This is a genomic window from Paraburkholderia sp. D15, assembly GCF_029910215.1.
Lineage (GTDB): Bacteria > Pseudomonadota > Gammaproteobacteria > Burkholderiales > Burkholderiaceae > Paraburkholderia.
On sequence record NZ_CP110396.1, the window covers coordinates 2,544,520 to 2,571,090 of the forward strand.

A 26,571-nucleotide genomic window follows, 5' to 3' on the forward strand; every position below is an offset into this window, starting at 1 on the left:
GCTGAGGTGTCGCCAGGGTTCGACGGGGTTCAGCCAGGGTTTCGATGAGGCCGACGCCGTCGTTGCCATCGACGCGATCGGCTCGCCCGACAAAAAAACATCAGGCCGTTTGCCGCGCGCCGCGCCCCACAACCACGCGGTCGATCAGCCATACAGCCAGCAGCGTGCCGCCCATCAGCGGAAACACGATGCCGAGCAGCACGAGGCCGGTTTTCCAGCCGCGCATCGGCGGCGCGGCGCGTTCACGCGACGGCGCCCCGAGCGCGCGTTGCGGACGGCGCTTCCACCACATCACGGCGCCGGTCACCGCCATCGTCGCGAGGCCGAGCGAGATCGCCGCGCACAGCAACTGGTTGGCGAGGCCGAAGTAACGCCCCATATGCAACGACGTGCCGTACGACACGGCCTTCGAGACCGCGCCGTAGTCGTCGTAACGGATGTCCTTCAGCACCTTGCCGCTGTACTGATCGATGTACATCGTGCGTTCGGTTTTCGGATCGTCGGGGAAGTAGGAGACGGTGTAGACGCCGATCGGCGAGGTGGGCAGCACGATGTTGTAGCCGTCCGTCACGCCGAGCGAGGCAAGCTGCGCGACGATGCGGCCGAGCGGCAATGGTTGCGCTTGCGCCTGTGCCTGCGTTGGCGAATCGACGCCATCGACTGAAGCAGGAGCAGAAGCCGAGGCCGGCGCCGAGTTAGGTACGCGAGAATTGCCGACCGCCCACGGCGTCTGCGGCAATGGCAGATCGTCCATCACCATGCCGGGCATCGAATCCATATCGCCGCCGTGGGCTGCGTGTTCATCGGCGGCCATGTGGGAGGCGCGCGCGGCGTGCCCGTGTCCGGAAGGCGCCGCGCCTTCCGCCGCGCCTTCCGCCAGCTGCGCGTGTTGAGCGCCTTGCGCGCCCAGTGCACCTTGCGCACCGCCGGGCAATACCGACCGAAACGACGATCCACCCCACGCGCCCGGCGGTGCGCCGAGATTCGCGGCGGTCGCGAGCGCCTTGAACTGCTTGCCCCACGAGCCAGTCCACGGCAAGCCGCTCAGCACGAATGCGAGCGCGCCGAGTGCGAGCCAGATGCCGAGCACCGCATGCAGGTTCTTCCAGAACGGCCGGCCCTTCAGTGCGAGACGCGGCACCAGCGCGTCGCGCGCGGTGGTTTTCCCACGCGGCCACCACAGCGCGACGCCGGTCCCGATCATCACGAGCGTCCAGCAAGCGGCGAGTTCCATCAACAGCTCGCCGGGTTTGCCGAGCAGCAGCTTGCGATGCAGCATGCGGTCCACCTGCATGAAACGATGCTCGACGCTGAGCGTGCCTAACACCTCGCCCGTGTACGGATTCAGATAGACGCTCTGCTTTTCGCCGTCGACGAGACGGAACACGAATTCCGTGCTGCGATCCGGCGCGGTCGATATCGCGGCGGTCACCGCGACGGCATCTTTCGGCATCGCCGCGCGCGCTTTGCCGAGCAGCCTGTCTTCGGTCAGTCTCGGGCTCGCCTGCGGTGCGACGATCAAGCGATGCGGATACAACAGAGGTTCGATCTGCGGCTGGAAGCAATACAGCGTGCCGGTGATCGCGAGCACGACCAGAAACGGCATCACGAAAAGGCCCGCATAGAAGTGCCAGCGCCACAGCGTCCGGTAGCCGGGATGGACCGTGCCGGTGCCCGTGGCCGAGGTGCTGCGTTGCGCGGTAGTGGTGGACATGAAATCCTCCTGAAGCTCAATGGTGGTCGATCGTTCTCGTGCGTTCTCGTGCGATCACTCCGCGCTTACATGCGCAGCTTCGCTTCCACGTAGAACGTACGGCCCGGATACGGGTGGTAGACGAAGTAGCGCTCGTCGAACAGGTTGTCGACGCCCACGCCGATCTCGCTCAGCTTCGTCGGCCTGAACGTGAATTTCGCATCCACCACGGTGTACGAACTGGTGCCGCCGAACACGTCCGGATTGGTATCGGTATTGGTGAGCGTGTTGTACTGGCGGCCCGAATAACGCGCGGCGAGCGTCATGGCCGCGCGTTCGTCGAAGCGATAGGTCGCCGCGAGATTCACGCGCCACAGCGGAATCCGATAAAAGTACTTGCCGACGCTGGCCGGGTTCTGCGCGTTGGCGAGAATCTTCGACTGCGTATAAGCGACGCTGCCGATCAGATCGAGTCCGCGCACGAAGACATCCTCGCCCGAATAGCTCGTCTCCACGCCGCGCGACCGTACCTTGCCGATGTTCTGGAAGTTCGTCACGTTCGGGATCACGGTCGTGTCGGTCTGGCTGAAGATCGTGTTCTTCACGTCGTCCTGAAATAGCGAGAAGCGGAACACGCCGTTCCAGTGCGCCCATTCGGCCGTGAGTTCTTTCGAGAGATCGTCCTCGGGCTTCAGGTTCGGATTGTTGTTGACGATCGACGAGCCGTTGATTTGCCCCTGGAACAATTCGCTGACGGTCGGAAAGCGGTACGCGCGGCCGATCGACGCGCGCAAGGTCAGATCGTCGGTGACATCGAACGACAGCGACGCCTTCGGCGAGAAGTGCTGCTGGCTCACGTCGGCATAGGGCAACGCCTGGCCGCCCAGCGCCTGCGATCCGCCATACGCCTGCCAGTCTTCGTAACGCACGCCGTAGACGAGTTTCCAGCGCGGCAGAAAACGCCATGCATCCTGCGCGTACAGCGCCTGGGTCTGCGTCTTGCCGCGGAACGCGTTGGCGAAGGTGGTGGCCGCGCCGTCGCGCCAGAACAGCGTGTTGTAGGTCTCGTTGTCGAGGAAGTAGTTGTCGAAGTGATAGCCGAAGCTCAGCGTGTGATTCAGCAGGCCGGCCTGCTTCGTCGCGGGCGTGTACGTGCTGCGCAGATCGAGCGTTTTCCAGCCGGTGCCGTCGCCGAACGTCACGCTGCCGGGACCGTTGCCCGGCGCGCCGGACGCGGCGGTGCGCGCGATGCTGTTGCTGACGTCGTAGTACGAGGCGATCGCCTCGGCATTCCAGCCGGTCGCATAGCGTGTTTTCAGCGACACGCCATACAGCCAGTTCTCGCTGTAGCCGAGACTCGGCGCCAATGCCGCCGCCGGAATGGTGTACTCGTAGCCGCCGATCGCGACCTTGCCGCTATACACCGGATTGCCGTTCGCATCGCGCAGGAAGGTGGACGACCGGCTGTTGTAGTTCTGATGCCAGTAGCCGAGCGTGAACGCGCCTTGCAGCGTCGGCGTGAAGTCGTACTGCATCTTCAGCTTGAACTGGTCCTGGATCGTGTGTTCGATGCCTTCACCGTTCACGCCGAGCACCACGGTGCGCGCATTGGTCTGGTTGTTGTACACGTACGCGCCAGTGACGGGGATGTCGCCGGCTTTCGCAGGTGTCGACGATTGCGCGAGCGTGGCGAACTGCAGCGGCTGGCTGGTGTTGTCCAGATGGTTCACATCCAGCCGGAACGAGAACTTGCCGACCCGGTTGCCGAGCGACGCGCTCGCCTCGCTGCCGTTGAAATTCTGGTTCACGCCGAACAGACTGAAATGCTGGGTGAACGCCTTGAGGTCGGCGCTCGCCTCGAACTGCTTCGGCATACGCGTGCTGATCAGCACCGTCGCGCCGAGCGAATTGCCCGGGTACAGCGCGGAAAACGGTCCGTAGATCACGTCCACGCGCTGGATCTCGTCGGGCGACACCATCGACCAGCGCGGCGGAAACGAATAGCTGTTGCCGAGCAGATTGCTGAGCAGCAGACCATCCGCGTAGACGAGGCCGCGCGCGCTTTGCGAGTTGCTGGTGCCGCGCACCGCGATGATCGAATTCAGATCGCCGATGAAGCGTTTGCGCACGGCGAGGTTCGGCATGTACTTCAGCACGTCCTCGGTATTGACGACGTTCCAGTTGTCGAACTGGTCGCGGGTCACGGTTTCGACCGAGGCGGGCAGGTTCGGATCGACCGCGCGCGACGCGCCGGCCGCGCTGGCGGTTGCGTTCGCGGTGACGTTGACGGTCGGCAGCGAGGCTTCGGCGGTGACGGTGTCGGCGCGGGCCGCCGTCGACACGAACGCGGGCAGCAGCGCGGGGACGAAGGCCGGAATCGCGGCGGGCAGGCAAAGAACGCCGCGCGCGGCACGGCGGGCGCGAGCGGACAGTCTTCGCGAGGCGAAGAGAGACATGAACATTTCCTTGATGCATTGAACAGACGACCGCGCGCGCCCGCACGAGGGCGGCGGCAACGCGGTCAGGACCGGCAGCGATCAGAAAACGACGGGTGGGGCGCGCGGGCGTCCGGACGGGAACGCGCCAAGCGGCGTGTAGCGGGTGGAGAGGGTGGGCGGTGCGGTGCCGGCGAGCGTCAGCGCGTGTTGCGGCGCGACGGCGGCGAGCGTCGGCATGGCGACGTGGTGTTCGAGCAGATGGCAGTAGCCGCAGGCGCCGAACGCGTCGTCATGGCTCAACTGCACCGGCGCGGGCTTGGGCGTGGCGATCAGGGATTGGTCCGCCACGCCGAGGCTGCGTGGCACCAGCGTCGAACAGAGCGCGGCAATGGGTTCGTGCGCGCGGTTCGACACCAGCAATTGACTCACGAGCGGCGCGAACACGACCAGCCACATGGCGACGAGGCCAAGCCAGGCGGTCAGGTGGTTGCGGGCGCGTTGGGTCATGAGTTTGAAAGTAAAAGCGGGGCGATTCTAGCATCGACGCGTGATCTTTTCTTTCGTGATGTTGGCTATAGCGCTGGATTAGAGGGGCGAACACCGCTCATTTCCACCCGTTGCCGGCGGGCGGATTAGCTTAATCTGCGTGCTACACGTTCCGCATTGCGCGCGCTGCGGCGGTTTGCCGCGGCGCCTTGTGGGCGGGGCTTTGTGCCGGCTTTCTGGCGGCGTGACGGCGCCCCACGCCAGGCCGATTTTCTCGCTCCACGACTCATGACCACCACGCAGACGACCGACGCTTCGATTACCGATCTCAACCAGCAGGCCGTCGCGCTCTGTTCGACCGGACAGTTCGCCGACGCGTTGGCACTCGTCGCGCCGGTGCTTGAAGACGCGACGATCCCCGCCGACGCGCGCGCCGATGCGTTGAATATCGCCGGCGCGTGCTCGTTTTCGCTGCGCAGGCTGGAGGACGCGGAAAACTACTGGCGCCAATGCGTGCAGATCAAACCCGGCTACGCCGAGGTGTTCGACAGTCTCGGCATGCTGCACAAGTCGGCCGGCAGATTGTCGGCAGCCAAGACGATGTACCGGCAACTGATCGCGCTGCGTCCGGACCGCGCGGATGCGCACCACAACCTCGGGCTCGTGCTCTACGGGCTCGGCTACAAGGATGAGGCTGTCGAGTCGTACCGTCAGGCGCTGGCACTGCGTCCGGATTTTGCCGAGGCCCACTATCACCACGCGATGGCGTTGCAGGAATTGCGCCGTCCGCAGGAAGCCGAGGCCGCGTACCGTCAGGCGCTGCTGGGTCTGCCCGGTCATGCCGAGGCGCACAACAACCTCGGCAATGTGCTCGTGGAACTCGGGCGACCGCTCGACGCCGACGCCGCTTACCGGCAGGCGCTGACCCTGCGCCCGCAGTATCCGGAAGCGCTCAACAACCTCGCCGGCGTGCTGAAGGCGACCGACCGCCTCGTCGAAGCGGAACTCGCGTGCCGGCTCGCGCTCACGCTGCGCGCCGATTTCGCGGAAGCGCATCTGAACCTCGGCGCGGTGCTTAACGAATTCACGCGACTGCCCGAAGCGGAAGCCGCGTATCGCGAGGCGATCGCGTGCCGTCCGGATTACGCGGAGGCGCATTACAACCTCGGCATCGTGCTCGCGAAACAGGAGCGTTTCGGCGACGCCGAGCGCGCGTATCGCGAGGCGATCCGTCTGCGGCCCGACATCGTGCATGCGCATAACAACCTGGGCTGCGTGCTGCGTTTGCTCGACCGCTTGCCCGAGGCGATCGAGTCGTTCTCGCGGGCGCTCGCGCTGCATCCCGATCTGGCCGAGGCGCACTACAACCTCGGCGCGGCGGCCGCGCAACTGGGCCGTCTCGCCGAAGCGGAAAGCGCTTACCGTCGCGCGCTCGCCTTGCATCCCGCTTACGGCGACGCAAGATTCGGGCTCGCGGTATTGCTGCTCAGCATGGGACGTTTCGAAGAGGGCTGGCGTCTGTACGAATTCCGCTATTTCCAGCCGGGCTTCGTGCATCACAAGACACGCGAGATGCTGGGTTGCCCGCAGTGGGCCGGCGACACGCTGGCCGGCAAAACGTTGCTGGTGTGGCAGGAAGACGGTCTCGGCGACATGATCCAGTTCAGCCGCTATTTCGCGTTGCTGAAGGCGCAGGGCGCGAAACGGATCGTGTTTGCGTGCATGCCGGCGTTGCATCGGCTGATGGCATCGGTCGACGGCATCGACATGCTGGTCGATCACGATACCGCGCTCGCGGACATGGACGGCTACGATTGCTGGACCAGCCTGATGAGCGCGCCGCACTTTCTGCGCACGGAGGTCGATACGATTCCGCGCCCCACGCGTTTGCGTGCCGAGCCGGGTGAGGTCGAACGCTGGCAGCCGGTGCTGGAGGCGCTGCCGGCGGGCCGCAGGATCGGGCTGGTGTGGAAGGGCAACGTGGCGCACCACAACGACGCGAACCGCTCGGTTCCGTCGCTCGCGTTGCTGGCGCCGTTGTGGAGCGTGCCCGGTTTGAGTTTCGTGAGTCTGCAGAAAGGACAGGGCGAAGACGAGGCACGCCATCCGCCTGCCGGTCAACCGCTGCTGCATCTCGGCTCGCAGGTGACGGATTTCGCCGATACCGCCGCGATTATCGAACAGCTCGATCTGGTGATCTGCGTGGATACGTCCACCGCGCATCTGGCCGCGTCGCTCGGCAAACCGGTTTGGGTGATGCTGCCGGAGAAGGACCTCGACTGGCGCTGGATGCACGAGCGCAGCGATTCGCCGTGGTACCCGCATACGGTGCGTCTATTCCGCCGCGCGCCGAACGAAGATTGGTCGATGCCGATCGAACGCGTGCGGCAGGCGTGCGTCGCGCGTTTTGGCGTAGACGTACCGCGTTAATCGAATCGCCGAACCTCCGCTTTCATTTCGCCGCTGTCGTCGTGGTTCGTCTGCGACGCTTCGGCACGCTCTCATGAAAGCGGCTCTCGTTGGTTTCGATCGCCTGCCCGAGAAATTGCAGGAACATGCTCATCGCGACCGTGGTGCTCGAATCCGCGCGTTGATACAGGCAACTGAACGAGGTGGCGCCGGCATCGGCGAGAGGCGACCACGCGAGCTTGCCCTGCGCGACATCTTCCGCGACGTTCTCGGCGATCAGGAAACCGACTCCCATGCCGTCCGCGACGAGGCGGCGCACCATCGATACCGAACTCGTTTCCACCAGCGGCCGCGCCTTGCGTTTCTCGCGATGGTCGATCTGGTCCACCATCGCGCGCAACTCCGTGTCGGGCGTCATCAGGATCAGCGGATAGTCGAGACAGTCGCGCAGCCGCGGCAGTCTCTTCAGTCGGGTCAGCGGATGCCCCGGCGGCGTGACGAGCCCGAGATGTTGCGTGAACGCGCGCACTTCGACGACACCCGGCGGCGGCCGGCGGCGCAAACCATAGCCGATGTCGGCCTCGCCGGTCTCCACCCACTTCAGGATGCTCTCGCCGTTGCCCGAGCGCACGCTATACGTCACGCCGGGATAGCTTTTCATCGCAGCTTGAATGGCATCTGGCACTAGTTGCTCCGCCGACGACGGCGACACCGCCAGATTGATATGGCCACGCCGCAGCGAGCGCAGATCTTCGACCTGGGTCATCGCGTTATCGAAATCGCGCTGGCCGCGCCGCACTGCCGCAATGATGATTTCGCCGGCCGTGGTCAACTGCATGCCGCGTGGCAGGCGATCGAACAAAGGTGAGCCGACCTGTTCCTCCAGATTGAGGATCTGCTGGTGCACCGCGGCAGCGGTCAGATGCAGGGATTCGGCTGCCTTGCGGATCGATCCGCGCCGGACTACCTCGTCGAAACAGCGGAATGTCTGCGATATTGGACGCATGGTTATACCGTATGGATTTGCTATACAGGCCGTATAGAACAATCAGATTTTCTTGACGGATCGAATGGCCTAAATTTTGTTCCATCATCATAACGGAGCGAATCGTGGCCACTACTGTCGATCAAATCACCCAGCGGCGCCGCGGCGTCGGACTCATCGCTCACGACCCGAATCGGTCGGCGGGCGGTTATACGTTGATCGCGCCGCAGACCGCCGGCGGACGCGTGTATCTCGTCGATATCACGGGCGAGGTCGTGCACGAATGGCAGATGCCGGTGCGCGCCGGACGTCACGCGGTGATCCTGCCGAACGGCAATCTCGGCTACAACGGCAATCACGCGAATTCGGAAGACCGCTACGCGCCGTGGTCGATGTGGCATGGCGGCGAATTCTACGAAGTCACGCCGGGCGGCGAGGTGGTGTGGCACTACGAAGATGCCGCGCATCATCACGACGCGCAATGGCTGCCGAACGGCAATCTGCTGTACGCCGCCTGCGAGAAAGTGCCGGCCGGTTTCGCGGACCGCGTGCCGGGCGGCACCGCGCATTCTCCCGACGAAACGATGTACGCGGACGTGATCCGCGAAGTGAACCGCAAGGGCGAGCTGGTGTGGGAATGGAAGGCGGTCGAGCATCTGAACCCGAAGGACTTTCCGATCGCGCCGGGTTTCGGCCGGTATCACTGGCCGCTCGTCAACGGGCTCGGCGTGAACGCGAAAGGCGAAGTGCTGATGAGCTTGCGGACCACCTCGGGGATCATCGCCGTGGATCGTGCAAGCGGCCGCGTGACGAATCACATACCGCCGAGCGTGGTGTCGCATCAGCACGCGCCGGTCGCGCTCGCCAACGGCAACATCCTCACCTTCGACAACGGCAATTTCCGCCACGGCGCGCACGTCGTGTTTTCGCGCGTACTCGAAATCGATCCGGCGACGCACGAGGTCGTGTGGTCGTACGCGGACGACATGGTGAACATGTTCTACAGCGCGTTCATGGGCAATGCGCAGCGTCTCGCGAACGGCAACACGCACATCACCGAGTCGGCGACGGGACGCTTGTTCGAAGTGACGCCGGCGGGCGAGGTGGTGTGGGAATACGTGATTCCCTGGTTCGGCGAATACCCGGACGAAGCCGCGCGCAAGACCGGACCCGGTCAACTGAACAGCGTGTTCCAGACGTTCCGCTATAGCCGCGAGCAGTTGCCGTGGCTGCGTGCGTGAACTCATCAGGAAAGCTCAGGCATGGCGGGCGCGAGCTCGCGCCTGCCTGTCATTCGCATCGCGGAGGCAACGTGAACTCGGATCCAGCCACACATAGCGTCGACGCGCGTTTGCCCGCCTGGCAACTCGCGCTGTTCGGCCTGCAACATGTTCTGTCGATGGCGGCCTCGCCAGTCACCGCGGTTTTTCTGGTGTCGAAGATGCTGTCGCTGCCGGGCGACATGACCGTGCATCTGATCGGCGCGACGTTTTTCGTCTGCGGAGCGGGCACGCTGCTGCAATCGCTCGGCGTGCGCTCGATCGGTGCGCGTCTGCCGTTCGTCATGGTGCCGGGCGGCGCGCCCGCGATGCTGTTCGCGGTGATCGCCACGCAGACCGATCTACGTACCGCCGCGGGCGCCGCGATTCTCACCAGCCTGTTCTACTGGCTCGTGTTGCCGGTGTTCGCGCGCTGCCTGCGGTTTTTTCCGCGCGTGGTGGTTGGCACGATGCTGGTGCTGGTATCGGTCAGTCTCATCAAGATTTACGCGGGGATCGTGGTCGGCCAGGCGGGGACGCCGGGCTTCGCGAGGCCGCAGTCGCTCGGGCTCGCGCTGGTGACGATCGTCGCGACGCTGGCGGTGGCGCGTCTGTTCAAAGGCACGGCCGGACGTCTCGCGGTGTTGCTGGGACTGGTCGCCGGCACGCTCGCCGGTTGGGCGGCCGGATCGATGCCCATGGACGGTCTGTGGGCCGGCCCGCTGTTTTCGCTGCCGACGTTGCTGCCGTTCGGCGTGCCGCGTTTCGACGTGCTGGCCGCGCTGCCGCTGCTGATCTTCAGCGTCATCTCGATGGCGGAGGCGACCGCGCAGACCGTGGCCGTCGGCGAGATCACCGGCCGGACCATCGACGTGCGCCGCGACGTGCCGCGCACGATTCGCGGCGATGCGCTCGCCTCATTGGCCGGTTCGCTGCTCGGCACGTCGCTGATCATCACCAGCGCGGAGAACATCGGCGTGGTGCAGACCACCGGTGTACGTTCGCGCTACGTCACCGCGACGGCGGGCGTGATGCTGATGGCCGTCGCGCTGTTCGCGCCGCTCGGCCGGCTCGCGTATGCGATTCCCGCGCCCGTGGTGGGCGGCACCGCGTTGATCGTGTTCGCGATGATCGGCGTGATGGGCATCAACCTGCTCGGCAAGGTGGATCTGCACGCACGCGGCAATCAGTACACGCTCGCGGCGGCGCTGGTCGCCGGGCTGATACCGATCCTGGTGCCGAACGTGTACGCGTCGTTTCCGGGGCCGGTGCAGATCGTGCTCGGCAACGGGATGGCGGCGGGCACGCTGACCGCGATCGTCGTCAATCTCGTGTTCGGTGCATGGCGCCTCTTGCCCGCCGAAAAAATTCAAACCACCTGACCCACCGTTTCACCTGATAGCGGGCGAAGACTCGCTTGCTGTTTTCCTCCAACGCTTCATCCCCACACTTCATGAAAACGAACTTCGCTTTTCACGCGACGGTGTTCGCGTGCTCGGCCGCGCTCGGCATGTCCACGACGGCGCACGCGCAAAGCAGCGTGACGCTTTACGGCAGTCTCGATGCGGGCCTCGGCTATGTGAGCAATCTGCACGGTTCGCCGGCCTATCTCGCCGAACAGGGCACGATGCAGGCCGACCGCTTTGGCTTCCAGGGCGTCGAGGATCTCGGCGCGGGGCGAACCGCGCTGTTCCGGCTGGAAAGCGGCTTCGTCACGACGACCGGCGCCGCCGCGAGCAGCACGTCGTTCTTCAATCGCCAGGCGTATGTCGGTCTGTCCGATCCGCTGCTGGGCACCGTGACGCTCGGCCGGCAGACGGACTGGAATTTCGAATGGCTCGGGTCGGTCTCGACGGGGCAGTTGCTCGGCAACTTCTATGCGTTTCACCCCGGCAATCTGGATGGTCTCGGCAGTACCTTGCCGGTTCAATTGTCGAATACCGTCAAATGGAAGAGTGCGGCTTATGGCGGTTTGACGCTCGGCGCGATGTACGGTTTTCCGGGTGCGAGCGCGAGCAATACCAATGGACGGACCATCAGCTTCGGCGCGAACTATACGAACGGGCCGGTGAAACTCGTGGCGGTTTACTCGGAGTATCACGACCGCTTGCTGCCTTTATCGACAGGACTCGGGCTCACCTCGTTCGAAGGTCAGACGATCGCGTCGGGCGCGACGTTCAACGCCAGACAGGTGCGCGACATGGGCATTGGCGGGTCGTACCGGTTCGAGCGTGTGACCCTGCATGCGCTCGCCACGGACTTGCGGATCGATTCGGCCGGCGGCAGCGAGCACTTTCGCAGCGTCGACGGCGGCGCGAATCTGCGGCTGACGGCGGCCGAGGAAATCGCCGCGGGCGCGTGGACCGCGACGCTCGCCGGACGTCGCTGGACGCAGTTCACGGTAGCCAATATCTACTCGCTGTCGAAGACGACGCAGCTCTACGCGGACTTGATGTTCGAGACCGCGGGCGGCGGTGCGGTGGCGAATACGCTTGGTATCGGTGCGTCGTCGAGTGGGCGGCAGACGGTTTTTCTGAGCGGGATTCACCACCTGTTTTAAGCGATATTGCTTGTTCTGGACTGAGTGTGTGGCCGCTGCTCGAAGTGCTATGCCTCGGTCACTTGCAGGTGATAAAAGCCCCACGGCGATAACTCGAAGCGATCTTTCAGCGGTTTGTTCGATAGCTCGGCGATGTTGTCCGCGTCGTAAGTGGCCCACAGCGGGCCGACGCCGCCTAACGACAAAGGCTTACCGTCCATGTGCGTTGCGATGATGAAGCGGTATGCGCGGACTTTGTCCAGCGTGGTCATTACCGCGTAGCCGTCTACCGCGTGCATCAGAATCTGCGTGTCGCCCGCGGTCGGGGCGCCGACGTGATCGAGCAGGTCGGTGAGCAACGGGCCCTTCAACGCGTGCTGGTGCGAGTCGTACTCGGTGGTCGGCTTGATCGTGACGGCCGGCATGCTCGCGAGTAGCGCGTAGTCGACGCTATAAGCTTCCGAAAACTTTACCTGATGTTTGGCGAGAAGCTGATCGAACGCGGGGTCGAGTGCACCGCGATTGTGACGCTTGATCGAGCCGGTGACGGTCAGTACGACCGGCGACGATGGTGGGTTGCATGCGTTGGGATGAGCGCGTGCGGCGGTGAACGCGGGCAGGGCGGTGACGGTGACCGTCGCCGTGGCGCTCAACGCTGCCGCACGGCTCAGGAATTGGCGTTTGTTCATGTCGCGTGGGCTCCGGATAGTGTCGTTAGGACATGTCGTGCATGGCTGGCTATCGTATTACATCGAAAGTATTACGTCGAAGGCGAATGTCGTGAATCAGGATGAGTTGACGATGAACAGCCCGGACCCGCTGGGTCCGGGCTGCCGCCGCTTTAACCGCGGATCACGCCGCGCGTGTAGCCTTGAAGGACCGTCCCGGAGCCGACGGAGACTTGGGCCAGAAGGGTCGTATAGTGCAGGGCGCCTTCGCTCACGTTCGCTGCATTCAGTGAGATCAACGGCGTACCGGCGTTGGCGCCGGTGAACCAGGTGCCCGTGTAATCACCGAGCACGGTGCCGTCGATTGCATTCTGATACGTGATCGACGTGCTGATCTGGCTCGCCTTAATCTCGCCGCTCGACGAGGTCTGGACCGCTTCGTCTGCCCACGAGATGAAGCCGCATCGCGCGTTGGGCGTCACCTCGGCCAGCGCCGCGGTGGTGAACGTCGCGTTGCTGACCGTGGCGAGCAGGTTCTTGTCCCGACGGTTGAAGTAGCTCAGGCAGAAACGCTGCGTTGCCGAATCGACGAAGTTTGCATTCGCGTCGGTGGCCACCGCGCCGACGAGCGTACGCGTCGCATCGCCCGACTTGACGGCGATGCCCTGTACAAACTGATAGTTCGTGGCCGACAACTCCAGCGTCAGTACACCGGCATTCATCCATGCGTAGACGTAATAGAAAGTCGATGCCGCGAGAGCGCTGTTCGACGCGGACACGCCGCCATTGGGAATCTGCTGCGGAACGCCTGCGATGATCAGGTTGTTGCCGTTCAACGGGTTGAGGACGAGCGAACTCGCACTGGCGACCGACAGGCGGCATTGGCCATGGCCAACCTGTTGCAGCTGGACCGCATGCTCGGATGCGCTGGCCGGCGCGACCTGGCGTGCGCCGCCTTCGCAGCCGGCGAGAATCCAGCAGAGCTGGCCCGAATTCAGAAGCGGCCCGATAAACGACTCGAGCTTCGCGATGCTGCCTTGAACGATTTCGTTGCCCTGCAGTTGCTGGCCGCCGGGTCCAAAGATCGGGGCAGGCGCGAGGTTGTCCGGCGCGAACGTCGCCTGACCGGCGTTGGTCTGACTAACGCTGAATGATTGCACGACGCCGTTCGTGGTCGGCAGGTTAGCCATCGGAACGGGATTGATTGCGGTGTAGGCAGTCGTCATTTTGTGTCCTTGATAATCCGTAAGCCGGATCGAGTTGAGGGATTGAAACAAGACAAACAGCCGGCATAGGTCGCCCTGCGGCGCGATATGCCGGATTCCACATGCAAGCTGCTCACGAAAATTCGGGAGAGCCGCACATAGGCGGAATTGGCGCGCGTCACGAAGTGGCGTCGCCAAAGGTGCGAGGAGGGTGTGGTTTTCTACGCGATGACTGGATGAGTTCTGTACAACGCCGCTCAGGCGATTGCCCGGCCGCTATCCCAATGCGACCATCCGAATGCACGTACGCCGGCCCACATCAGTAAGGCCCGCCAGGCCGGCACACCGGTTACGAGCGAAGCTTCCCGCAGTACTGCGTCGGCAATGTCGCGCGAAACCGGATGCTCGGTGTACAGCCAGTCGTGAAGCGCCGACGCTTCGTGCGCGCTATCGGCCGTTAGCAGAAACACCACCGGCGTTCGCGGCACGGAAGCGAAATCCGTTTCGAAGCCAGGTGGTACGGTGAAGGTTCGCTGCGCGACGTCCGATCGATAGACGAGCGGCGCCCTGAGTCGCCACGTGCCGCGCCCGCCATTCGTCGCATCGCTCACGAGCTCGACCTGAAGCCTGGTCAGGAACGCACTCACGATGAAGTTGCGCCGGATGCGGGCACTGGCGCGGCAGTCGACGTACCGAGCTGGGCGAGCGCTGCCGACAACGCCACCTGAAACGCCATCAAGCCGACCTGCGCACTCGCCTTCGCTGCATCGTCGAGCGGCAACAGGCCAATCACCTGCACGGCCGCCGGAATCGACGTATTGACGAGATTCGCGACCGTCGTCGTATCGATCGATGCATTCGCGGCGCACAGCACGGCGTTGTCTTTTACGACTTCGCCGAGAATGAATTGCTGCGACGGATCCGAAACCGTCATGGCCTGAATGGACAGAAGCGTCGGTTGAACGACCGAGCAGGCTGCCGAAACCTGCGCCTGAAAATGGGTTGCAGTCGTGACCGTGCTGGCGCAACCAGCGAATGCGACGGGCAGCACGATAGCTGCCGCGAGCAGCATGAGCTTCTTCATGGAGTTGTTCCTTGGCGTGATTGCCGCGATCGCGGCGAGGGAAGTTACGGCGCGGACGTAGCGGTGTTTGATGCGGAGCGTGCGGCGAACGCATTGATCGCGGCGTGAATGCCCGCGACGATCACGCCCGCGACGAGCGACGACACGCTCGGCGGAACCGGCACGTGAACGACGAGGCCGAGGATCCACTCGACCGTGGGCATGAGGGTAGCGGTCGAGATCGCTACGCCGCCGGTGACGACTGCTGAGGTTGAATTCATCGATTCTCCTGGCGTGAGGTTGTTGTTCTGGTCGATATTTGTCTGGCCGTTAAACGACGCCGAGTGCTTTTTTCGCGGCATCGTAGAGTGCGAGGCGTTCGGTGTAACCGTTCGGTGTCGCCTTCGAGGTCGCGCTGCCGAGATTCACCGCACGCGATACGCCGAGGAAGTTGCCGGCCGTGCCCAGTTCGCTCAGGTCGCGGTTGAACCAGTACCAGGCGGCGGCCATGACGGCGTTTGCCGGCTGCTCCAAAAGCTCGGGTTGTTCGACGAGGTCGAGATCGATGCCGACGCCACAGAGCAGATAGTTGCGGCGGCCAGTGATGCCCATCGAGCGGCCGCGAAACGTCCAGCCGTCGCCGCTTGTTTCGTCGCCGTTGCCATTTCGATTGGCGTAGGCGCGATTGGCGATCATCTCGGGTTTGTTGGCGTACGTCTGGGCTTGCGCCGCGTTGAAATATTTTGGAAATGTCGCGAGCAGGCCCGCCGCGCTGTAGTTCAGGTTTTCGCTCAGTGCGGTGAGTCGGGCCGACTCGACGCCGTAGGTGGCCAGAAATGCGGCGACGTCGAGCGGTTCGGCGATCTGGTATCTGGCGCACGCCGCCTGCATCGGCGCCGCCCATTGCGCCGCGCGCAGCGGCGTGGCGCCACAACCCGCGGCGATGATGTCCGGTGTGAGGTTCATTTGTCGGCCTTCTTGTCGAGTTTGTCTTCGATGCGATCGAGCTTGCCGAACACGGCATCGATCGCGCGGTTGAGGGCGTCGATGGCCTTGCTCAATTCGTTGCTCGTCACGTAGGTTTCGGCGACGTGCAGTTTGTAGGCGGCGAGTTCGGCGTCGAGTGATTTCAGCTGTGAGCCGTGGGTATCGATCGTGCTGTCGAGTTGCGCCTGGGAGCGTCGCCAGAGATAGGCAAAGATGCCGCCGATGCCGGTCGCGAAGAAGCATCCGATCTCGACAGCGGCTGTGTAGTCCATTCGAATTCCGGAAATGAAAAAGCCGCCCGAAGGCGGCTTGTGATCGGGAGCAGGCGACCGGTACGCTATTGGCGCCGGGCGCCTTCGTGCGCGAACTCAGGCCTGGAGCGTTGCAGCGGGGGCCATATCGCTTTGGACCCATGCCGCAAGCAATGGACTGACGCCCGTATAATGCGGGCTTTTGAAAATTTCACTTGCCATGCCCGTCTTCGACAATCAGTTCGCCATAGCCGTAGGGATGATCGGGCTTGTCCTGATGACTTTGGCGCTGTTCACGTTGCGACAGTCTGCGTTCTACCGCGGTTTGGTCGATCGGGAGGCAGCGTCGAATCGATTCCATGCGATAGACGGACTGCGGGGCTACCTGGCGCTCGGTGTGCTGTTCCATCATCTTGCAGTTAACTACCAGTTCTATCAAACCGGTGAGTGGGGCAATCCGCCTCCCGGACTCAGTACGATGTCCGGGCGCGGAGCGGTGGCTTTCTTCTTCATGATCACGGCGTTGTTATTCTGGGGTCGAGTGGTCGATTCGGGTGAGCGCTTCGACGCGATTAAATTCTATGTGTCCCGCTTTCGCCGGATGATCCCCATGTACGTCGTCAGTGTCGTGCTGGTCGTCCTGACGGTGATTGTGCTCACTGACTTTCACCAGAACGTCACGTCGAAAGTATTTTTCCAGCAGGTTGTGGAGTGGCTGCTGTTTACGATCCCTGGCGTTCCGGATATCAATGGACTCGACAAGACCTACCTGATCAACACGGTTTTCTGGTCACTGGTGTTCGAGTGGAAGTTCTATCTGCTATTGCCCTTGATGGCGGTGTTTTCCCGGGGCCGACTGCAGTGGCTCCTGCTCGTCCTGGCCGGAATATGCATCTGGACGCTCTCGACCTTGAAAGTCGAATGGTTTTTCTTTGCCGGATGTCTCGCTTCGAACTTGATTCGCGTTCCGCGCGTGAGAAACTTCGCCCTCAGTCCCGCCGGCACCGCACTGGCGGTCATCTCGCTGTGTGCGACCTACGCATTCAAGCCTTGGGTCTATGACGCGGCAGGCGCTGCGCTGTTACTTTTCCCGTTCATCGCTATCGCAAGCGGAAATTCGTTTTTTGGCGTACTTACATGCAGGCCAGCCCGGCTACTTGGCTTGCTGAGCTATAGCATCTACGTGATTCATAACTGGTTGATCTATGTTGTCTGCCGGCTTGTCGATCCTTACTTCCATGTCGACACGCTATCTCCCTCTGCCTACTGGCTACTCGGCGGTGCTATATCGGTTGCAGCGGTGCTCGTGTCGATATTGACCTATCGATTCGTGGAGTATCCGTTTATTCGGCCGTCGTCGAGTCAAAAATCGAATGTCGAGGCTGCGGGGGCTGTTGGTTAAAGTTAGTTACCAGCCTGGCGGGTGTTGTGTTGCCGCAGATGTCGTGTAACACTTGCCCGTCAGGCCGTCAGGAGAGCTTTAGCTACCCGGCGTCGGGATGCCTTTTACGCCGGTCGCCGCGTTGTAAAACGATATCCATCGTGAGTCTGTTGAAAGGACTGTTCCAAGGTTTTCGAGCGTCGATTTTGCCTGTTCTCCGGCAAAGTACGAGACAATCGTATTCTGGGTCGAGTCACTGAATTGTACGTAAATTGCTGATGCCATTTGTGTCTGTCCTCAGATGGAATAGCCAGTGATATAAACGGTGAACGTCGGCGTGCCGGCCGAGTTCGATGACGAGAAATAGATTGCTTGCGTCAAACCAATCTTGAGGTTGTAGTTGCACGCCCCGGCTACTCCGGTTTGCGTAATGTTCTGCTGTCCCGACCCGTATGCGTCAGTTGTGACCCCGGCTGCAAAATTCGACGAGGTCGTCGACGACGCCGAAATTTCTCCGACAATTGCTCGAGCGTTTGCTGGAATTATGGTCGCAACGCTTATGCCGCTAAGCGGGCTGACAACGGCTGATGTGATATAGGCGACCACGATCGGAAAAACGAGGTCGCGATCGAACTGAACGCCGGTTTTAAATTGTGCACTTCCGTTGAGCGGCCACACGCTAATGAGACCGGTTGAAACCCATCCAGCCGGAGGGGAGGCAGCAACGTAGGGGACAAACGCGTTGGCATTGACGACGAAAATTCCTTGTGCGCCAGTCCACACGTTGTATGCCGCGTATATGCCCGCATAACCGTTTGCCGTGAGCGCCGCGCCGACTACGCCGCCGATACCCGTCGTGGTCGTCGACACTGTCTGATTGAAGTTGGCTAGCATCTGTGCCGGGCCGCCAAGCGCTGACTTTACGCCGATTTCGTCGGCAGTAAATGTGATGGATGTATTCGCTCCGGCGAGGGATGCTTTCAGATTGCGTACTGACCCGACTACACCGATCATTTGCTGCATTTGCGCTGCGTGCGTGCCGCTGGTCGCGGCGTTGACAACGAGCGGATTGAACTGACGGACGCACGAGCCGTTGGCGAGCCATTGCGTCGTTAGAACCGAGCGCGTGATCGCGAGATCATCGCCAGGCTGGAGCGCGATGGTGGTCGTCGAGATACTGCCACCAGGCAGCGCCTGGTCGCCAGCGTAAAGCGCGATCGTCAGAATCGCCGTACCGACGTTGACAAAGTAGAAACTACCGCCTTGGGGAACTGTCGAGCCCTGCGGTATGTAGAGCGTTCCCGCGCTTGCGCCGTAAAAATCGACAACTGCCCCGATTTGTGCCGTGGTCAGCGTTTGTGAAGTGTTATATGCGTACGTGCCGTTATAAGTCCCCCGCATCGCCTGCGCCTGCTGCAACTGCACCGCATGCTGCCCGGCAATCGCAGGCGCCACCTGCTGCGCCCCACCAACACACTCATACAGAACCCAGCAAAGATTCCCCCCATTAAGCAGCGGCCCGACATACGAGACGAGAGTGGCAAGTCCATTCAATGGCAACTCGCCACCCTGCAGCACACTCCCCCCAAGCCCAAAAACCGGTTTCGCCGCCAGCCCATCAGGCGCATACGTCGACGCTCCCGTATTCGCATGCGCGATCTGCACCGTCTGCGTGACGCCCGTGACAGTCGGCAGGGCATTCATCGGCACCGGATTGGCCGCCGCATACGCATTAACCGCCCCCGTATCCGACAACACGATCTTGTTCTTCGACGCCGCATTCACCGCGCTCGTCAGATTCGCGAGCAACGTCGCGGTCGTACCGTCGTCGATCGCCGGCTGCCCCGTCTGCGCATTGATGAATTGCGCGACGACAGCCGCCATGATGGACGACTGGCGCCACGTCTTGTTCAGCGCCGCGGATTGCGCGACACCGGATTGATAACCCGTAGACACAGCGGGCAGTGCCGCGTAAGCGGACTGGGGCAGCACGTTCGCGCCGCCACCTGTGGCAAAAGGCAGAAAGTCGTTTTCGATGGTCATGGATAGTCCAGAATAAAAAAAGCCGCCCGAAGGCGGCCGTGCTTGAATGAAGTCTGGTTCAAAGGGTCGTGGCCAACGCGCCGACGTCTAAGCCGGAGATATTCGCGTTCTCGACATCGAAGCCGAAGATCGGCGCGTCCGGTACTGATGTCATCACGTACTGGACACTGACCGTCGACGGCCTGAGCGGTACATAGCCACCCTGAAGCAACGCAAGAAAAAGCGCATTGGGCGACGTACCGACAATACCGATGACGATCGACATGTCGCCGTTGTCCTGAAGGAACAACTGCGTCTGCGAGCCGAAGATCGACTGAAGGATCTCGATCGACGAATCGGACGTACCGTCCCACCGATTCGCGCCGATCCGCGCACGGATCAGCAGCCGGTACGTGTCGTCGTCGAGCGATGTAATGCCGACGCTGGGATCGAACGGCCCTTGCCATACGCCCTGATCGAATCCCAGTTTCACCGTGTCGAATGAAAAATAGACGCCCGATATCGGCGTGTTGATGCCACGCCCGACACCGACCCATAGCCCGACGGCATCGAGCTGCGCACCGGCCGCATTGTCGAGATCGAACGACGGCGGAATGGAAGACAGCGCGTTCTGCTGATCGGCAAAACACTGTGCAACCGCCGCGACCATCGCCACGAATTTCGGCTTGTCGGCATGCTCGCTCGCAATGAGCGCTGTGTAATTCGAAGCATCTGTCATATCACACCGGGGTCATGGTGACGCTGGTTGCGGTGCACGTCGCGGCCTGATTGAAGGCGAGCGGGACGTCGGGTGTACCCGGTCCCGCTGGCCCGCTGACAACCAGCGACTCGATCTTGAACGTCGAGGCGCCCGTCACCGACTTCGCGACGGCAATGCATGCGTCCCATTCGACAGACTGCGCGGCGCCACCGCCGATCGCGACGGCATTGATGTAAGCCGCAATCGCTGTCTGAACGGCCGCGCCGATCGACGACGTATAGCCCGTCAACGCACGGAAATTGATCGCGACGGACACGGCCTGGTCCACCGGCCGGAAGAGGTTGATCGTGACAGGAATGCCGTACCGGTTGAGTACCTGCAGCGACGCATTGCCATACGTGCCGCCGCCGGGCGTTTTCTTCGACGCGATCGCGTTGGCGATATCCGCCAGCGCGCCGCCTTCCACCACCATGCAGATGTTCTTCGGCGGGATACCGTTCGCATCGGTGGCATTGGTGTCGTTTTCGTACGCGGCGTAACGCGTCACGCCGGCGACGTTCGCGACGGCGCCGATGATGCCTTCGAAAACGGTCTGCGACGGAATCGCCGTCGATACCGTTTGCCGCTTGCGGAGTGCCGCGTCCTGTTCGACCGGCGCGCCGGGATCGGCGTCGCTGGACGTCGTCGCCGATTGCCACCCACGCGTCGGCGTCGAGATCTGCAATGCCGTGCCCGACGCGAGCGCAACGGCGCCCTGTGTCTGGCAAGTGGCCGTCACGGTGATTTCGCCGCCGGGCGGAATGGTGACCGAGGCCGGCAGGTTCCATTGATTCGAGTTGTCGTCTTCGACGATCCCGCTGTCGATAATCGTGCCCGCCTGGCCGACGAGATCGACATCCACCGTCGACTGCGACGACGACTCGCGTGCAATGCCATTGATCTTGACGACGCTCGACAGATTCGCACCCTGCGCGGTGGCCGGCGAAAACGCGTTATAGCAGGCCACCGCGCCGTTATTGCAATCGTTGATCGCGGCGGCGATCGTGCCGATCCATTGGCCGTCCTGGCTGTCGGGCGTGACCACCACGTCGGAGCCGTAGATGCTCTGGAATGTTGCGATAAGGCTCTGGTAGACGTCGTTGAACGAGGGGATGGTGATCCCCGCGCCGGTGATCGTCGGACCCAGCGTTGCAAGAGGATAGGTCGCCATTAGAGTACCGTTGAAAAAGTGGTTTCGCCGTAGATCGTGTCGATGGTCGCGGCCACGACGAACGCGCGGTTGACTGGACTGACGGCGCTCGCGTAGTCGGTAATGCCGGTAACGCCTTGCGTGTCGAGAATCCGTTGTTGGATGGCCAGATCGCGCGTCGAAGCGGTGCCCGCACCGAGAATCGCCGAGTCGTACGGCGTGCCCTCCGTGGTGTCGAGAAACCACTCTCCGGTTTTCAGGTTCAGTCGCGTGAGTACCAGTTGTGCCACGGCCTCGGGAGAATCCACGAGAAAGTTCGCCGGTCCCTGGCCCCAGGAATAGTCGCCGTTTGCGTCGAGTGCTCGATATCGCATGATCAGTTCGGAGGATTAGTGTTGTTGCCGGCGCCGTTTTCATGATGCGTGTGCTGACTCACGCTCTTGCCCGCGGCGGTGACGTCGTTGACGACGGTGATCGGCCCTTGCAGCGTGGCCGGGTATTTCATCGAGCCCGTGCCCTGCGCGAGCTGACCGTTCAGCGTGATGGTCGGTGCGTCCACTTCGAAGCCGCCCGGCGCCACGATCTTTATCGCCTTCGTCGACGGATTCAGATCGATGCAGGTGGCGCCGTCGTCGCTTCGCAACTGCACACTCGACATGCTGATGCCGCCGATCTTCGTTGCCTGGGAGAACGGCCCCGGAATGGCGAATCCGTCCGACAGGTCGTGCAGGCGAAGATCCGCCTGTACCTGCACGCCGCCGGATTGCCACCATGCGTCGATGCAGCGCGACGCAAACACGATCAGTACCTCGTCGCCGTTCGTCACGGGAAAGGTCAGCGTGCAGCCGCCGCCGCGTGGAAAAATCATCGGCACGTCGACCAGCAGCGGCAGCGTGACCCATGAAGTACTGCCGTCCCGCGCGCGGACCTGGGCCTGGATCGCCGGCTGCGCGGTGCAGGTGACCGCGTTCGCGTCGAAGCTTTCCACGATTGCCGGCAGGGCGGTCCAGATGCCGGTCTGATGACCGGTGAGCGCCGCGAGGAGCGCGTCCTCGAGGCTGGCTGAGCGTTCGGTTTGGAGCATGGGATGGAGAGAAAACAGAGGGTTGCTGTCGTCGGCGCCGAGGTAGGACATTCACCCGCCGTTGCCGGATTTCAATGGCGTAACCCGGCGTATCCCGGCGTAACCCGGCGGATCGCGGGTGCCTGGATTGCCCGTGTTCGAGCGTTAACCCGCCGCGAGAACGGAGCTATCGGGCGGGGCGGACGTATCCACCGCGACGCACGTCAGGTCGGAATACCAGTCGGTTCCGCGGTTATCGCCGGAGTGCTCGCAGACCAGCACGCGATAGAAACCGGCCGCGGTCGTTTTTGCCGTTGTCTTTGGCGTTGCCTTTGCGGTTGACTTCGCCGTTGCCTTTGTCGTTGCTTTTGCGGTTGCGGTTGCCGGTGACGCGCCTGCGGTATTCGACTGCGGCTTCGCCGGAGTAGTGTCGATATCGGCCTGACGGATCTGGACGAGACCCCCGATCCGCACGCGCGGGTTGAGCAGGATCCTGGCCTGCACGCCTTTATCGCTCACGGTCGGCGTACCGATCAGCCCGGCTTCCGGCCACAGTGCGACAGCCTCCCCGGGCAGATAGCCGGTGACCGGCACAAGCACTGCCTCGCCGTTCTGAATGCTCCAGCGAACGTTGTTCTTCGCGGCCCAATCGCGCGCATGATCGCGCACCATGCCGAACATCACCTTGCCGCGCGGGAGTTTCTGCGCCGCAATGGCGTCGATCACCTTCTTGACGTCCCTTGCATGCGGAAGCCCGTCGCTATAGGCGGACGGCAGCGTGATGGCATCGAACTGTTGCGACGGCGTGCTGCCTGCCGCCAGCGTTTTGTTGACCAATCCGAAGTTGTAGAGCTCGTCGCCATCCGCCGCCTCGATTTCGAGAACCGAATCGACGTTCTTCTGCCTGCTGCGATTGATCTGCTTGATCGTGCCTTGAAAGATGATGCCGACGTCGCCGTGCTCGTATCCGGCTTCGAGCACGATCTTCGTGAACTCCCCCTGGATCTTCTGTACCGTCGCCGGCGCGAGGTTGTAGATGGTCACGCTGAACGGATTCGGCGTCTGGGTGTCCGCGTGCCGTATCTTGAAGGTGAAGTGGAACTGCGACAGATCGAGACCCTTCGAGCCGTCGGAGACGATCAGTGTGGCCTTACGGCCAAATAGCATGCTCATGACGTCAGGAAGTAGAGGTGTCCGGTGGACCCGAGGTTGTCGAATGTCGGCACGGCATTGGGATCGTGGTCGGTCTGCGCCACGAGCTTGCCGTTGAATCCCAGATACGCGTACTGCTCCAGCAGATCGATGCCCGTCACCATGGGAATGCTGCCGACCAGCGGATTGCTGCTTGCGTCGGCGATATCGATCATCCATGCGGCGGCCGGGATGTTCCACCGCAAGGTCATCCTGTAGCTCACACCGCTCAGCGAAATGCTGAACGTCTGGGGTTTCGCCGATAGCGGGATTTCATATGCGGTCATGGGAGCGCCGTCGTGTTGATGCTGGTTGTGGGCACGAGAAAAACCGAGCCACCGTCTTCGGGAGACGCGGTGCCGGCAGGGTTCGCCGAGTTGGCCGGATCCGGCATGAAAACGGTTTCCGCCATCGCGATCAGAACCTCACGGCACACGATAGTGAGGATCAGCATGTTCTCGCTCGTCTGATCCGTTGTGACGGCAAGCGACTTGATCATCATGTTCCGGTACGCGCGCTTGCCGGTGTGGATGTCGAACAGCCGTCTTTGTTTCTGAAGATCGAGCACCTTCTGGTACGTGGACATAACGGCCGGCGCCCCCGAACTCAATAGAGTCATAACGCCTGCGCGTGCGCCTGTGCCGGCCTCGACCGCGCCGACCACGGCGCGCGCCGCGGCACTGTGCGCCGTTGCATAGCCGGCAACGGCGCCGACCAGGCTCGTATCGTGAGGACTGTTCGACCACGCTGCCGTGATGGTGACCTGCGCCGGTTGAGCGTATGCGTGATCGGAGATGCTCGCTCCCCACTCGACGGGATGATCGGTGATCTGCATGTCGTCGGAGTGGGATTCTTGCAGCGTCACCTGATCGACGATTTGCACCGTCGGCCGCGTATCGGACGTGAAGAAACCACGTTGGGTTTTGCTGGCGAGGAACCGGACGCCGAGCTGCGTGCCGACATCGAGAAAACCGAGAATGTTCACACGTATGCTCCCGTTAAATTGCGGAAGATGTCCGCGTTCACCCGGCCCTGTTCTCCCGCGACGGCGCGCGCGGTGCCGTGCGGATCCGGCGACCCGTACACGTGTACGTCCGTCTGCTGAGACAGGTTCACGGACCTCGCGACCGATGACGTGGTGTCCGCGCCGAGCCGGGTCGAGTCGAACCTGCCGAGGTAGTTGCCGGTTTCGTCCGGAAGGAAGTTGGCCCATCCTGGACCTTGTGCCGCGATGTCCTTGCCGGGATCGCCGCTGCCCAGGTGGTAGGCGACGAGCGTTCTCTGGAGGTGCCCGCGATATCTGTCCAGCCGGTTGAGCGGACCGGCTGGGCTCGCAGGCAGATCCTTCGATGTTCCGGGGGGCGAGGGTACGGGTTTTTCGGATTGGCGCGCAGGCGCGTCGTCCGATTCGGGCGGTTGAGTCAGATCGGTATTCATCCACTTCCAGGCTGAGCGGATACCTCGTTTGATTCGCCCTGTCACGGAGTTGTCGTTCTGGCTCGGATCGGGCGCATCGTCTTTGCCCTTCTTCGAGTCCGGCGCAAGCAACTTCGCCGCCCAGGAGAAAGCGCCGAAGATCGCGCCGATCACCTTCACCACCTCCCACGCTGATTTAAGGAACGCGTCGGCTTCTTTGGCAAGCGCGCCCCAATTGACCTTGTTGGCCCAATCGGCGACGGCTTCAAGCGCCGTGGCCATTTTCCCCGCGATCTGATCGGCGTGCCCCGACACCCACCGCTCGAAACCCGCTGCGACCTTCTGCAGCACCGGCGCCAGATGCTGCTCGCACACCACCCAGAACAGATTGATGTCGGTGCTGAGATCGCGGATCGTGTTATCGAGCGACGTGCCGGCTTGCGCCGCCTGATCCGGGTTGATGCCGAACGTGTCGAGCTTCGCGCGGTACTTGTCCTGCGAAGCCCGCAGTGTAGGCAGCCCTTTCTCGAGCGGCTCCAAGGTGTCGGGCTCGATTCCAAACTCTTTCGCGTACTTCGCCGCTTTCGCCGGCGGCATGGTCTCGAGCTTGCCGACGAAACCTTCGAACTGTTCGGTCGGACTGTCCCCCTTGACGCCGAGTCGGTCGAGCAGTCCTTTCTTCTTCGGGTCCGTTCGCAACGCGCTCGCGAACCCTTCGAGCGATTTCTGCGCCTGATCCGCCGTCAATCCGATCTGACCCGCCGCGTAGCGGAGCGCCATGATGTTGCCGACGCTTTCGCCCGTGTTCTGCGCGGCGTAGTGCAGACGCTCCATTTCCTCGGCCGTGCTTTTCACACCGGAAATGACCGCGGTCAGCGTGGAAGCGACCGCGGAACCCACGGCCGTGACCGTCGAGATCACACTCTCCATCGAGAGCGTGAACTTGCCCAGGCTGATGTCGTCCTTGACGCCGATGGCGGCCAGGAACTCCAGAAGTAATTCTTCGTTCATCGTCTCTTCTTCTCCAGATAGGCCTGCACGCGTGCCTCGTTTTCGTGTTTGACCGATATGGCGTCGTTCAGGAGCGCCACATCGGCCATGTCGAGCGTGCCGTCGAGCAGGGACTCGTACTTGATGAGCCCTTCCATGACTGGCTGCAGCAGCCAGTCTTCACCATCAGGAAGGGAGACGAAGTCGATTCCTGTCAGGCCGCCGCGCCTGGAGTCGACGGCCCGTCGGGAAAAAAACTGCCGAGGTTCTGTTGAATGACGGCGACCGCCAGCCGCAGCATCGCGGGCAGATCGATGTCCTGAAACAGCAAGCCGCCGTCGCGCACCATCACGCTCTGCCAGCCGTCACCCTGCTGGCGTTGCACGACCATCAGGCAGGTGTCGAGGATGTAGTCCGTGTCGACGTCCGACATCGTCGACAGCGCGCCCGCGATCGGGCTGACCAGATCGACGAGGGCCGTCGTCTTTTCCTGCAGCGCGCTGCCGAGCCCTGCGAGCAGCGGCGCGAGCCGTCGCGCGACGTGGAACTGCTTCTTCGCGTCCAGGCGCCCGATCCGGTAGGACGTGCCGTTGATTTCGACGATTCCGCTCATGT

At 62.7% G+C, this 26,571-nt stretch carries 27 protein-coding genes; 5 read left to right on the forward strand and 22 right to left on the reverse strand.

Going from position 1 to position 26,571, the window contains the following annotated elements; all coding sequences use genetic code 11:
• Nucleotides 1–100: 100 nt before the first annotated feature.
• The 3 genes from LFL96_RS31145 to LFL96_RS31155 form a co-directional block, all read right to left on the reverse strand.
• Complete coding sequence (locus LFL96_RS31145; RefSeq protein ID WP_281001734.1) at nucleotides 101–1,714, reverse strand: PepSY domain-containing protein; 1,614 nt, start codon at nucleotides 1,712–1,714, stop codon at nucleotides 101–103.
• A 65-nt stretch (nucleotides 1,715–1,779) separates the two neighbouring features.
• Nucleotides 1,780–4,149, reverse strand: a complete 2,370-nt coding sequence (locus tag LFL96_RS31150) for a TonB-dependent receptor (protein WP_281001735.1) — start codon at nucleotides 4,147–4,149, stop codon at nucleotides 1,780–1,782.
• 81 nt (nucleotides 4,150–4,230) lie between these two features.
• Nucleotides 4,231–4,638, reverse strand: coding sequence for a DUF2946 domain-containing protein (locus LFL96_RS31155; protein ID WP_281001736.1), 408 nt, complete (start codon nucleotides 4,636–4,638; stop codon nucleotides 4,231–4,233).
• Between the two features lie 267 nt (nucleotides 4,639–4,905).
• On the opposite strand from LFL96_RS31155, the gene LFL96_RS31160 reads away from it, so the two are divergent.
• Nucleotides 4,906–7,047, forward strand: coding sequence for a tetratricopeptide repeat protein (locus LFL96_RS31160; RefSeq protein ID WP_281001737.1), 2,142 nt, complete (start codon nucleotides 4,906–4,908; stop codon nucleotides 7,045–7,047).
• 22 nt (nucleotides 7,048–7,069) lie between these two features.
• Here the strand turns inward: LFL96_RS31160 and LFL96_RS31165 are convergent, their stop codons facing one another.
• Nucleotides 7,070–8,032: a LysR family transcriptional regulator gene (locus LFL96_RS31165; RefSeq protein ID WP_281001738.1), complete on the reverse strand. Its 963-nt coding sequence runs from the start codon at nucleotides 8,030–8,032 to the stop codon at nucleotides 7,070–7,072.
• Between the two features lie 104 nt (nucleotides 8,033–8,136).
• Here LFL96_RS31165 and LFL96_RS31170 point away from each other — a divergent pair, with 104 nt between their 5' ends.
• The 3 genes from LFL96_RS31170 (at nucleotide 8,137) to LFL96_RS31180 (ending at nucleotide 11,830) form a co-directional block, all read left to right on the forward strand.
• Entirely contained in the window at nucleotides 8,137–9,252 is a 1,116-nt protein-coding gene (locus LFL96_RS31170; protein WP_281001739.1) for an aryl-sulfate sulfotransferase, read from the forward strand.
• A gap of 71 nt (nucleotides 9,253–9,323) precedes the next feature.
• Nucleotides 9,324–10,652, forward strand: coding sequence for a uracil-xanthine permease family protein (locus LFL96_RS31175; RefSeq protein WP_281001740.1), 1,329 nt, complete (start codon nucleotides 9,324–9,326; stop codon nucleotides 10,650–10,652).
• A gap of 71 nt (nucleotides 10,653–10,723) precedes the next feature.
• Complete coding sequence (locus tag LFL96_RS31180) at nucleotides 10,724–11,830, forward strand: porin (RefSeq protein ID WP_281001741.1); 1,107 nt, start codon at nucleotides 10,724–10,726, stop codon at nucleotides 11,828–11,830.
• 47 nt (nucleotides 11,831–11,877) lie between these two features.
• Here LFL96_RS31180 and LFL96_RS31185 read toward each other — a convergent pair whose 3' ends face one another.
• The 7 genes from LFL96_RS31185 to LFL96_RS31215 all read right to left on the reverse strand — a co-directional run bounded on the left by LFL96_RS31185 (nucleotide 11,878) and on the right by LFL96_RS31215 (nucleotide 16,004).
• Entirely contained in the window at nucleotides 11,878–12,498 is a 621-nt protein-coding gene (locus LFL96_RS31185) for a molybdopterin-dependent oxidoreductase (protein ID WP_281001742.1), read from the reverse strand.
• A gap of 152 nt (nucleotides 12,499–12,650) precedes the next feature.
• Entirely contained in the window at nucleotides 12,651–13,703 is a 1,053-nt protein-coding gene (locus tag LFL96_RS31190; RefSeq protein ID WP_281001743.1) for a hypothetical protein, read from the reverse strand.
• A gap of 236 nt (nucleotides 13,704–13,939) precedes the next feature.
• A complete protein-coding gene (locus tag LFL96_RS31195) occupies nucleotides 13,940–14,329 on the reverse strand; it encodes a DUF1353 domain-containing protein (RefSeq protein ID WP_281001744.1) in 390 nt (129 codons plus the stop codon).
• A complete protein-coding gene (locus LFL96_RS31200; RefSeq protein ID WP_281001745.1) occupies nucleotides 14,326–14,766 on the reverse strand; it encodes a hypothetical protein in 441 nt (146 codons plus the stop codon). The genes LFL96_RS31195 and LFL96_RS31200 overlap by 4 nt, the downstream gene beginning before the upstream one ends.
• A gap of 44 nt (nucleotides 14,767–14,810) precedes the next feature.
• Nucleotides 14,811–15,026 carry a hypothetical protein gene (locus LFL96_RS31205; RefSeq protein WP_281001746.1) on the reverse strand — a complete coding sequence of 72 codons (216 nt, stop codon included), beginning with the start codon at nucleotides 15,024–15,026 and terminating at the stop codon, nucleotides 14,811–14,813.
• Between the two features lie 49 nt (nucleotides 15,027–15,075).
• Nucleotides 15,076–15,711, reverse strand: coding sequence for a glycoside hydrolase family 19 protein (locus LFL96_RS31210; protein ID WP_281001747.1), 636 nt, complete (start codon nucleotides 15,709–15,711; stop codon nucleotides 15,076–15,078).
• Nucleotides 15,708–16,004 carry a hypothetical protein gene (locus LFL96_RS31215; protein WP_281001748.1) on the reverse strand — a complete coding sequence of 99 codons (297 nt, stop codon included), beginning with the start codon at nucleotides 16,002–16,004 and terminating at the stop codon, nucleotides 15,708–15,710. Before LFL96_RS31215 ends, LFL96_RS31210 begins: the two co-directional genes overlap by 4 nt.
• A 181-nt stretch (nucleotides 16,005–16,185) precedes the next feature.
• Between LFL96_RS31215 and LFL96_RS31220 the strand changes: the two genes are divergently transcribed.
• Entirely contained in the window at nucleotides 16,186–17,385 is a 1,200-nt protein-coding gene (locus LFL96_RS31220) for an acyltransferase (RefSeq protein WP_281001749.1), read from the forward strand.
• A gap of 276 nt (nucleotides 17,386–17,661) precedes the next feature.
• On the opposite strand, the gene LFL96_RS31225 is transcribed toward LFL96_RS31220, so the two are convergent.
• The 11 genes from LFL96_RS31225 to LFL96_RS31275 form a co-directional block, all read right to left on the reverse strand.
• Nucleotides 17,662–19,407 carry a hypothetical protein gene (locus LFL96_RS31225; RefSeq protein ID WP_281001750.1) on the reverse strand — a complete coding sequence of 582 codons (1,746 nt, stop codon included), beginning with the start codon at nucleotides 19,405–19,407 and terminating at the stop codon, nucleotides 17,662–17,664.
• 58 nt (nucleotides 19,408–19,465) lie between these two features.
• Nucleotides 19,466–20,125 (reverse strand): DUF2612 domain-containing protein, encoded by a 660-nt coding sequence (locus tag LFL96_RS31230; protein WP_281001751.1) that lies wholly within the window; start codon nucleotides 20,123–20,125, stop codon nucleotides 19,466–19,468.
• Nucleotide 20,126: 1 nt separating this feature from the next.
• Nucleotides 20,127–21,317 carry a hypothetical protein gene (locus LFL96_RS31235; protein WP_281001752.1) on the reverse strand — a complete coding sequence of 397 codons (1,191 nt, stop codon included), beginning with the start codon at nucleotides 21,315–21,317 and terminating at the stop codon, nucleotides 20,127–20,129.
• Nucleotides 21,317–21,670, reverse strand: coding sequence for a hypothetical protein (locus LFL96_RS31240; protein ID WP_281001753.1), 354 nt, complete (start codon nucleotides 21,668–21,670; stop codon nucleotides 21,317–21,319). The genes LFL96_RS31235 and LFL96_RS31240 overlap by 1 nt, the downstream gene beginning before the upstream one ends.
• Before the next feature lie 2 nt (nucleotides 21,671–21,672).
• Nucleotides 21,673–22,431: a Gp138 family membrane-puncturing spike protein gene (locus tag LFL96_RS31245; protein WP_281001754.1), complete on the reverse strand. Its 759-nt coding sequence runs from the start codon at nucleotides 22,429–22,431 to the stop codon at nucleotides 21,673–21,675.
• A gap of 93 nt (nucleotides 22,432–22,524) precedes the next feature.
• Nucleotides 22,525–23,403, reverse strand: coding sequence for a hypothetical protein (locus tag LFL96_RS31250; RefSeq protein ID WP_281001755.1), 879 nt, complete (start codon nucleotides 23,401–23,403; stop codon nucleotides 22,525–22,527).
• Nucleotides 23,404–23,528: 125 nt separating this feature from the next.
• The gene (locus tag LFL96_RS31255) at nucleotides 23,529–23,837 is read right to left on the reverse strand and encodes a hypothetical protein (protein WP_281001756.1); all 309 of its coding nucleotides are present in this window, start codon (nucleotides 23,835–23,837) and stop codon (nucleotides 23,529–23,531) included.
• The gene (locus LFL96_RS31260; RefSeq protein WP_281001757.1) at nucleotides 23,834–24,535 is read right to left on the reverse strand and encodes a phage baseplate protein; all 702 of its coding nucleotides are present in this window, start codon (nucleotides 24,533–24,535) and stop codon (nucleotides 23,834–23,836) included. The genes LFL96_RS31255 and LFL96_RS31260 overlap by 4 nt, the downstream gene beginning before the upstream one ends.
• Nucleotides 24,532–25,977, reverse strand: coding sequence for a hypothetical protein (locus LFL96_RS31265; RefSeq protein WP_281001758.1), 1,446 nt, complete (start codon nucleotides 25,975–25,977; stop codon nucleotides 24,532–24,534). The genes LFL96_RS31260 and LFL96_RS31265 overlap by 4 nt, the downstream gene beginning before the upstream one ends.
• Nucleotides 25,974–26,114, reverse strand: coding sequence for a hypothetical protein (locus tag LFL96_RS31270; protein WP_281001759.1), 141 nt, complete (start codon nucleotides 26,112–26,114; stop codon nucleotides 25,974–25,976). Before LFL96_RS31270 ends, LFL96_RS31265 begins: the two co-directional genes overlap by 4 nt.
• Nucleotides 26,115–26,170: 56 nt before the next feature.
• Nucleotides 26,171–26,569: a phage tail assembly chaperone gene (locus LFL96_RS31275; protein WP_281001760.1), complete on the reverse strand. Its 399-nt coding sequence runs from the start codon at nucleotides 26,567–26,569 to the stop codon at nucleotides 26,171–26,173.
• Nucleotides 26,570–26,571 lie beyond the last annotated feature (2 nt).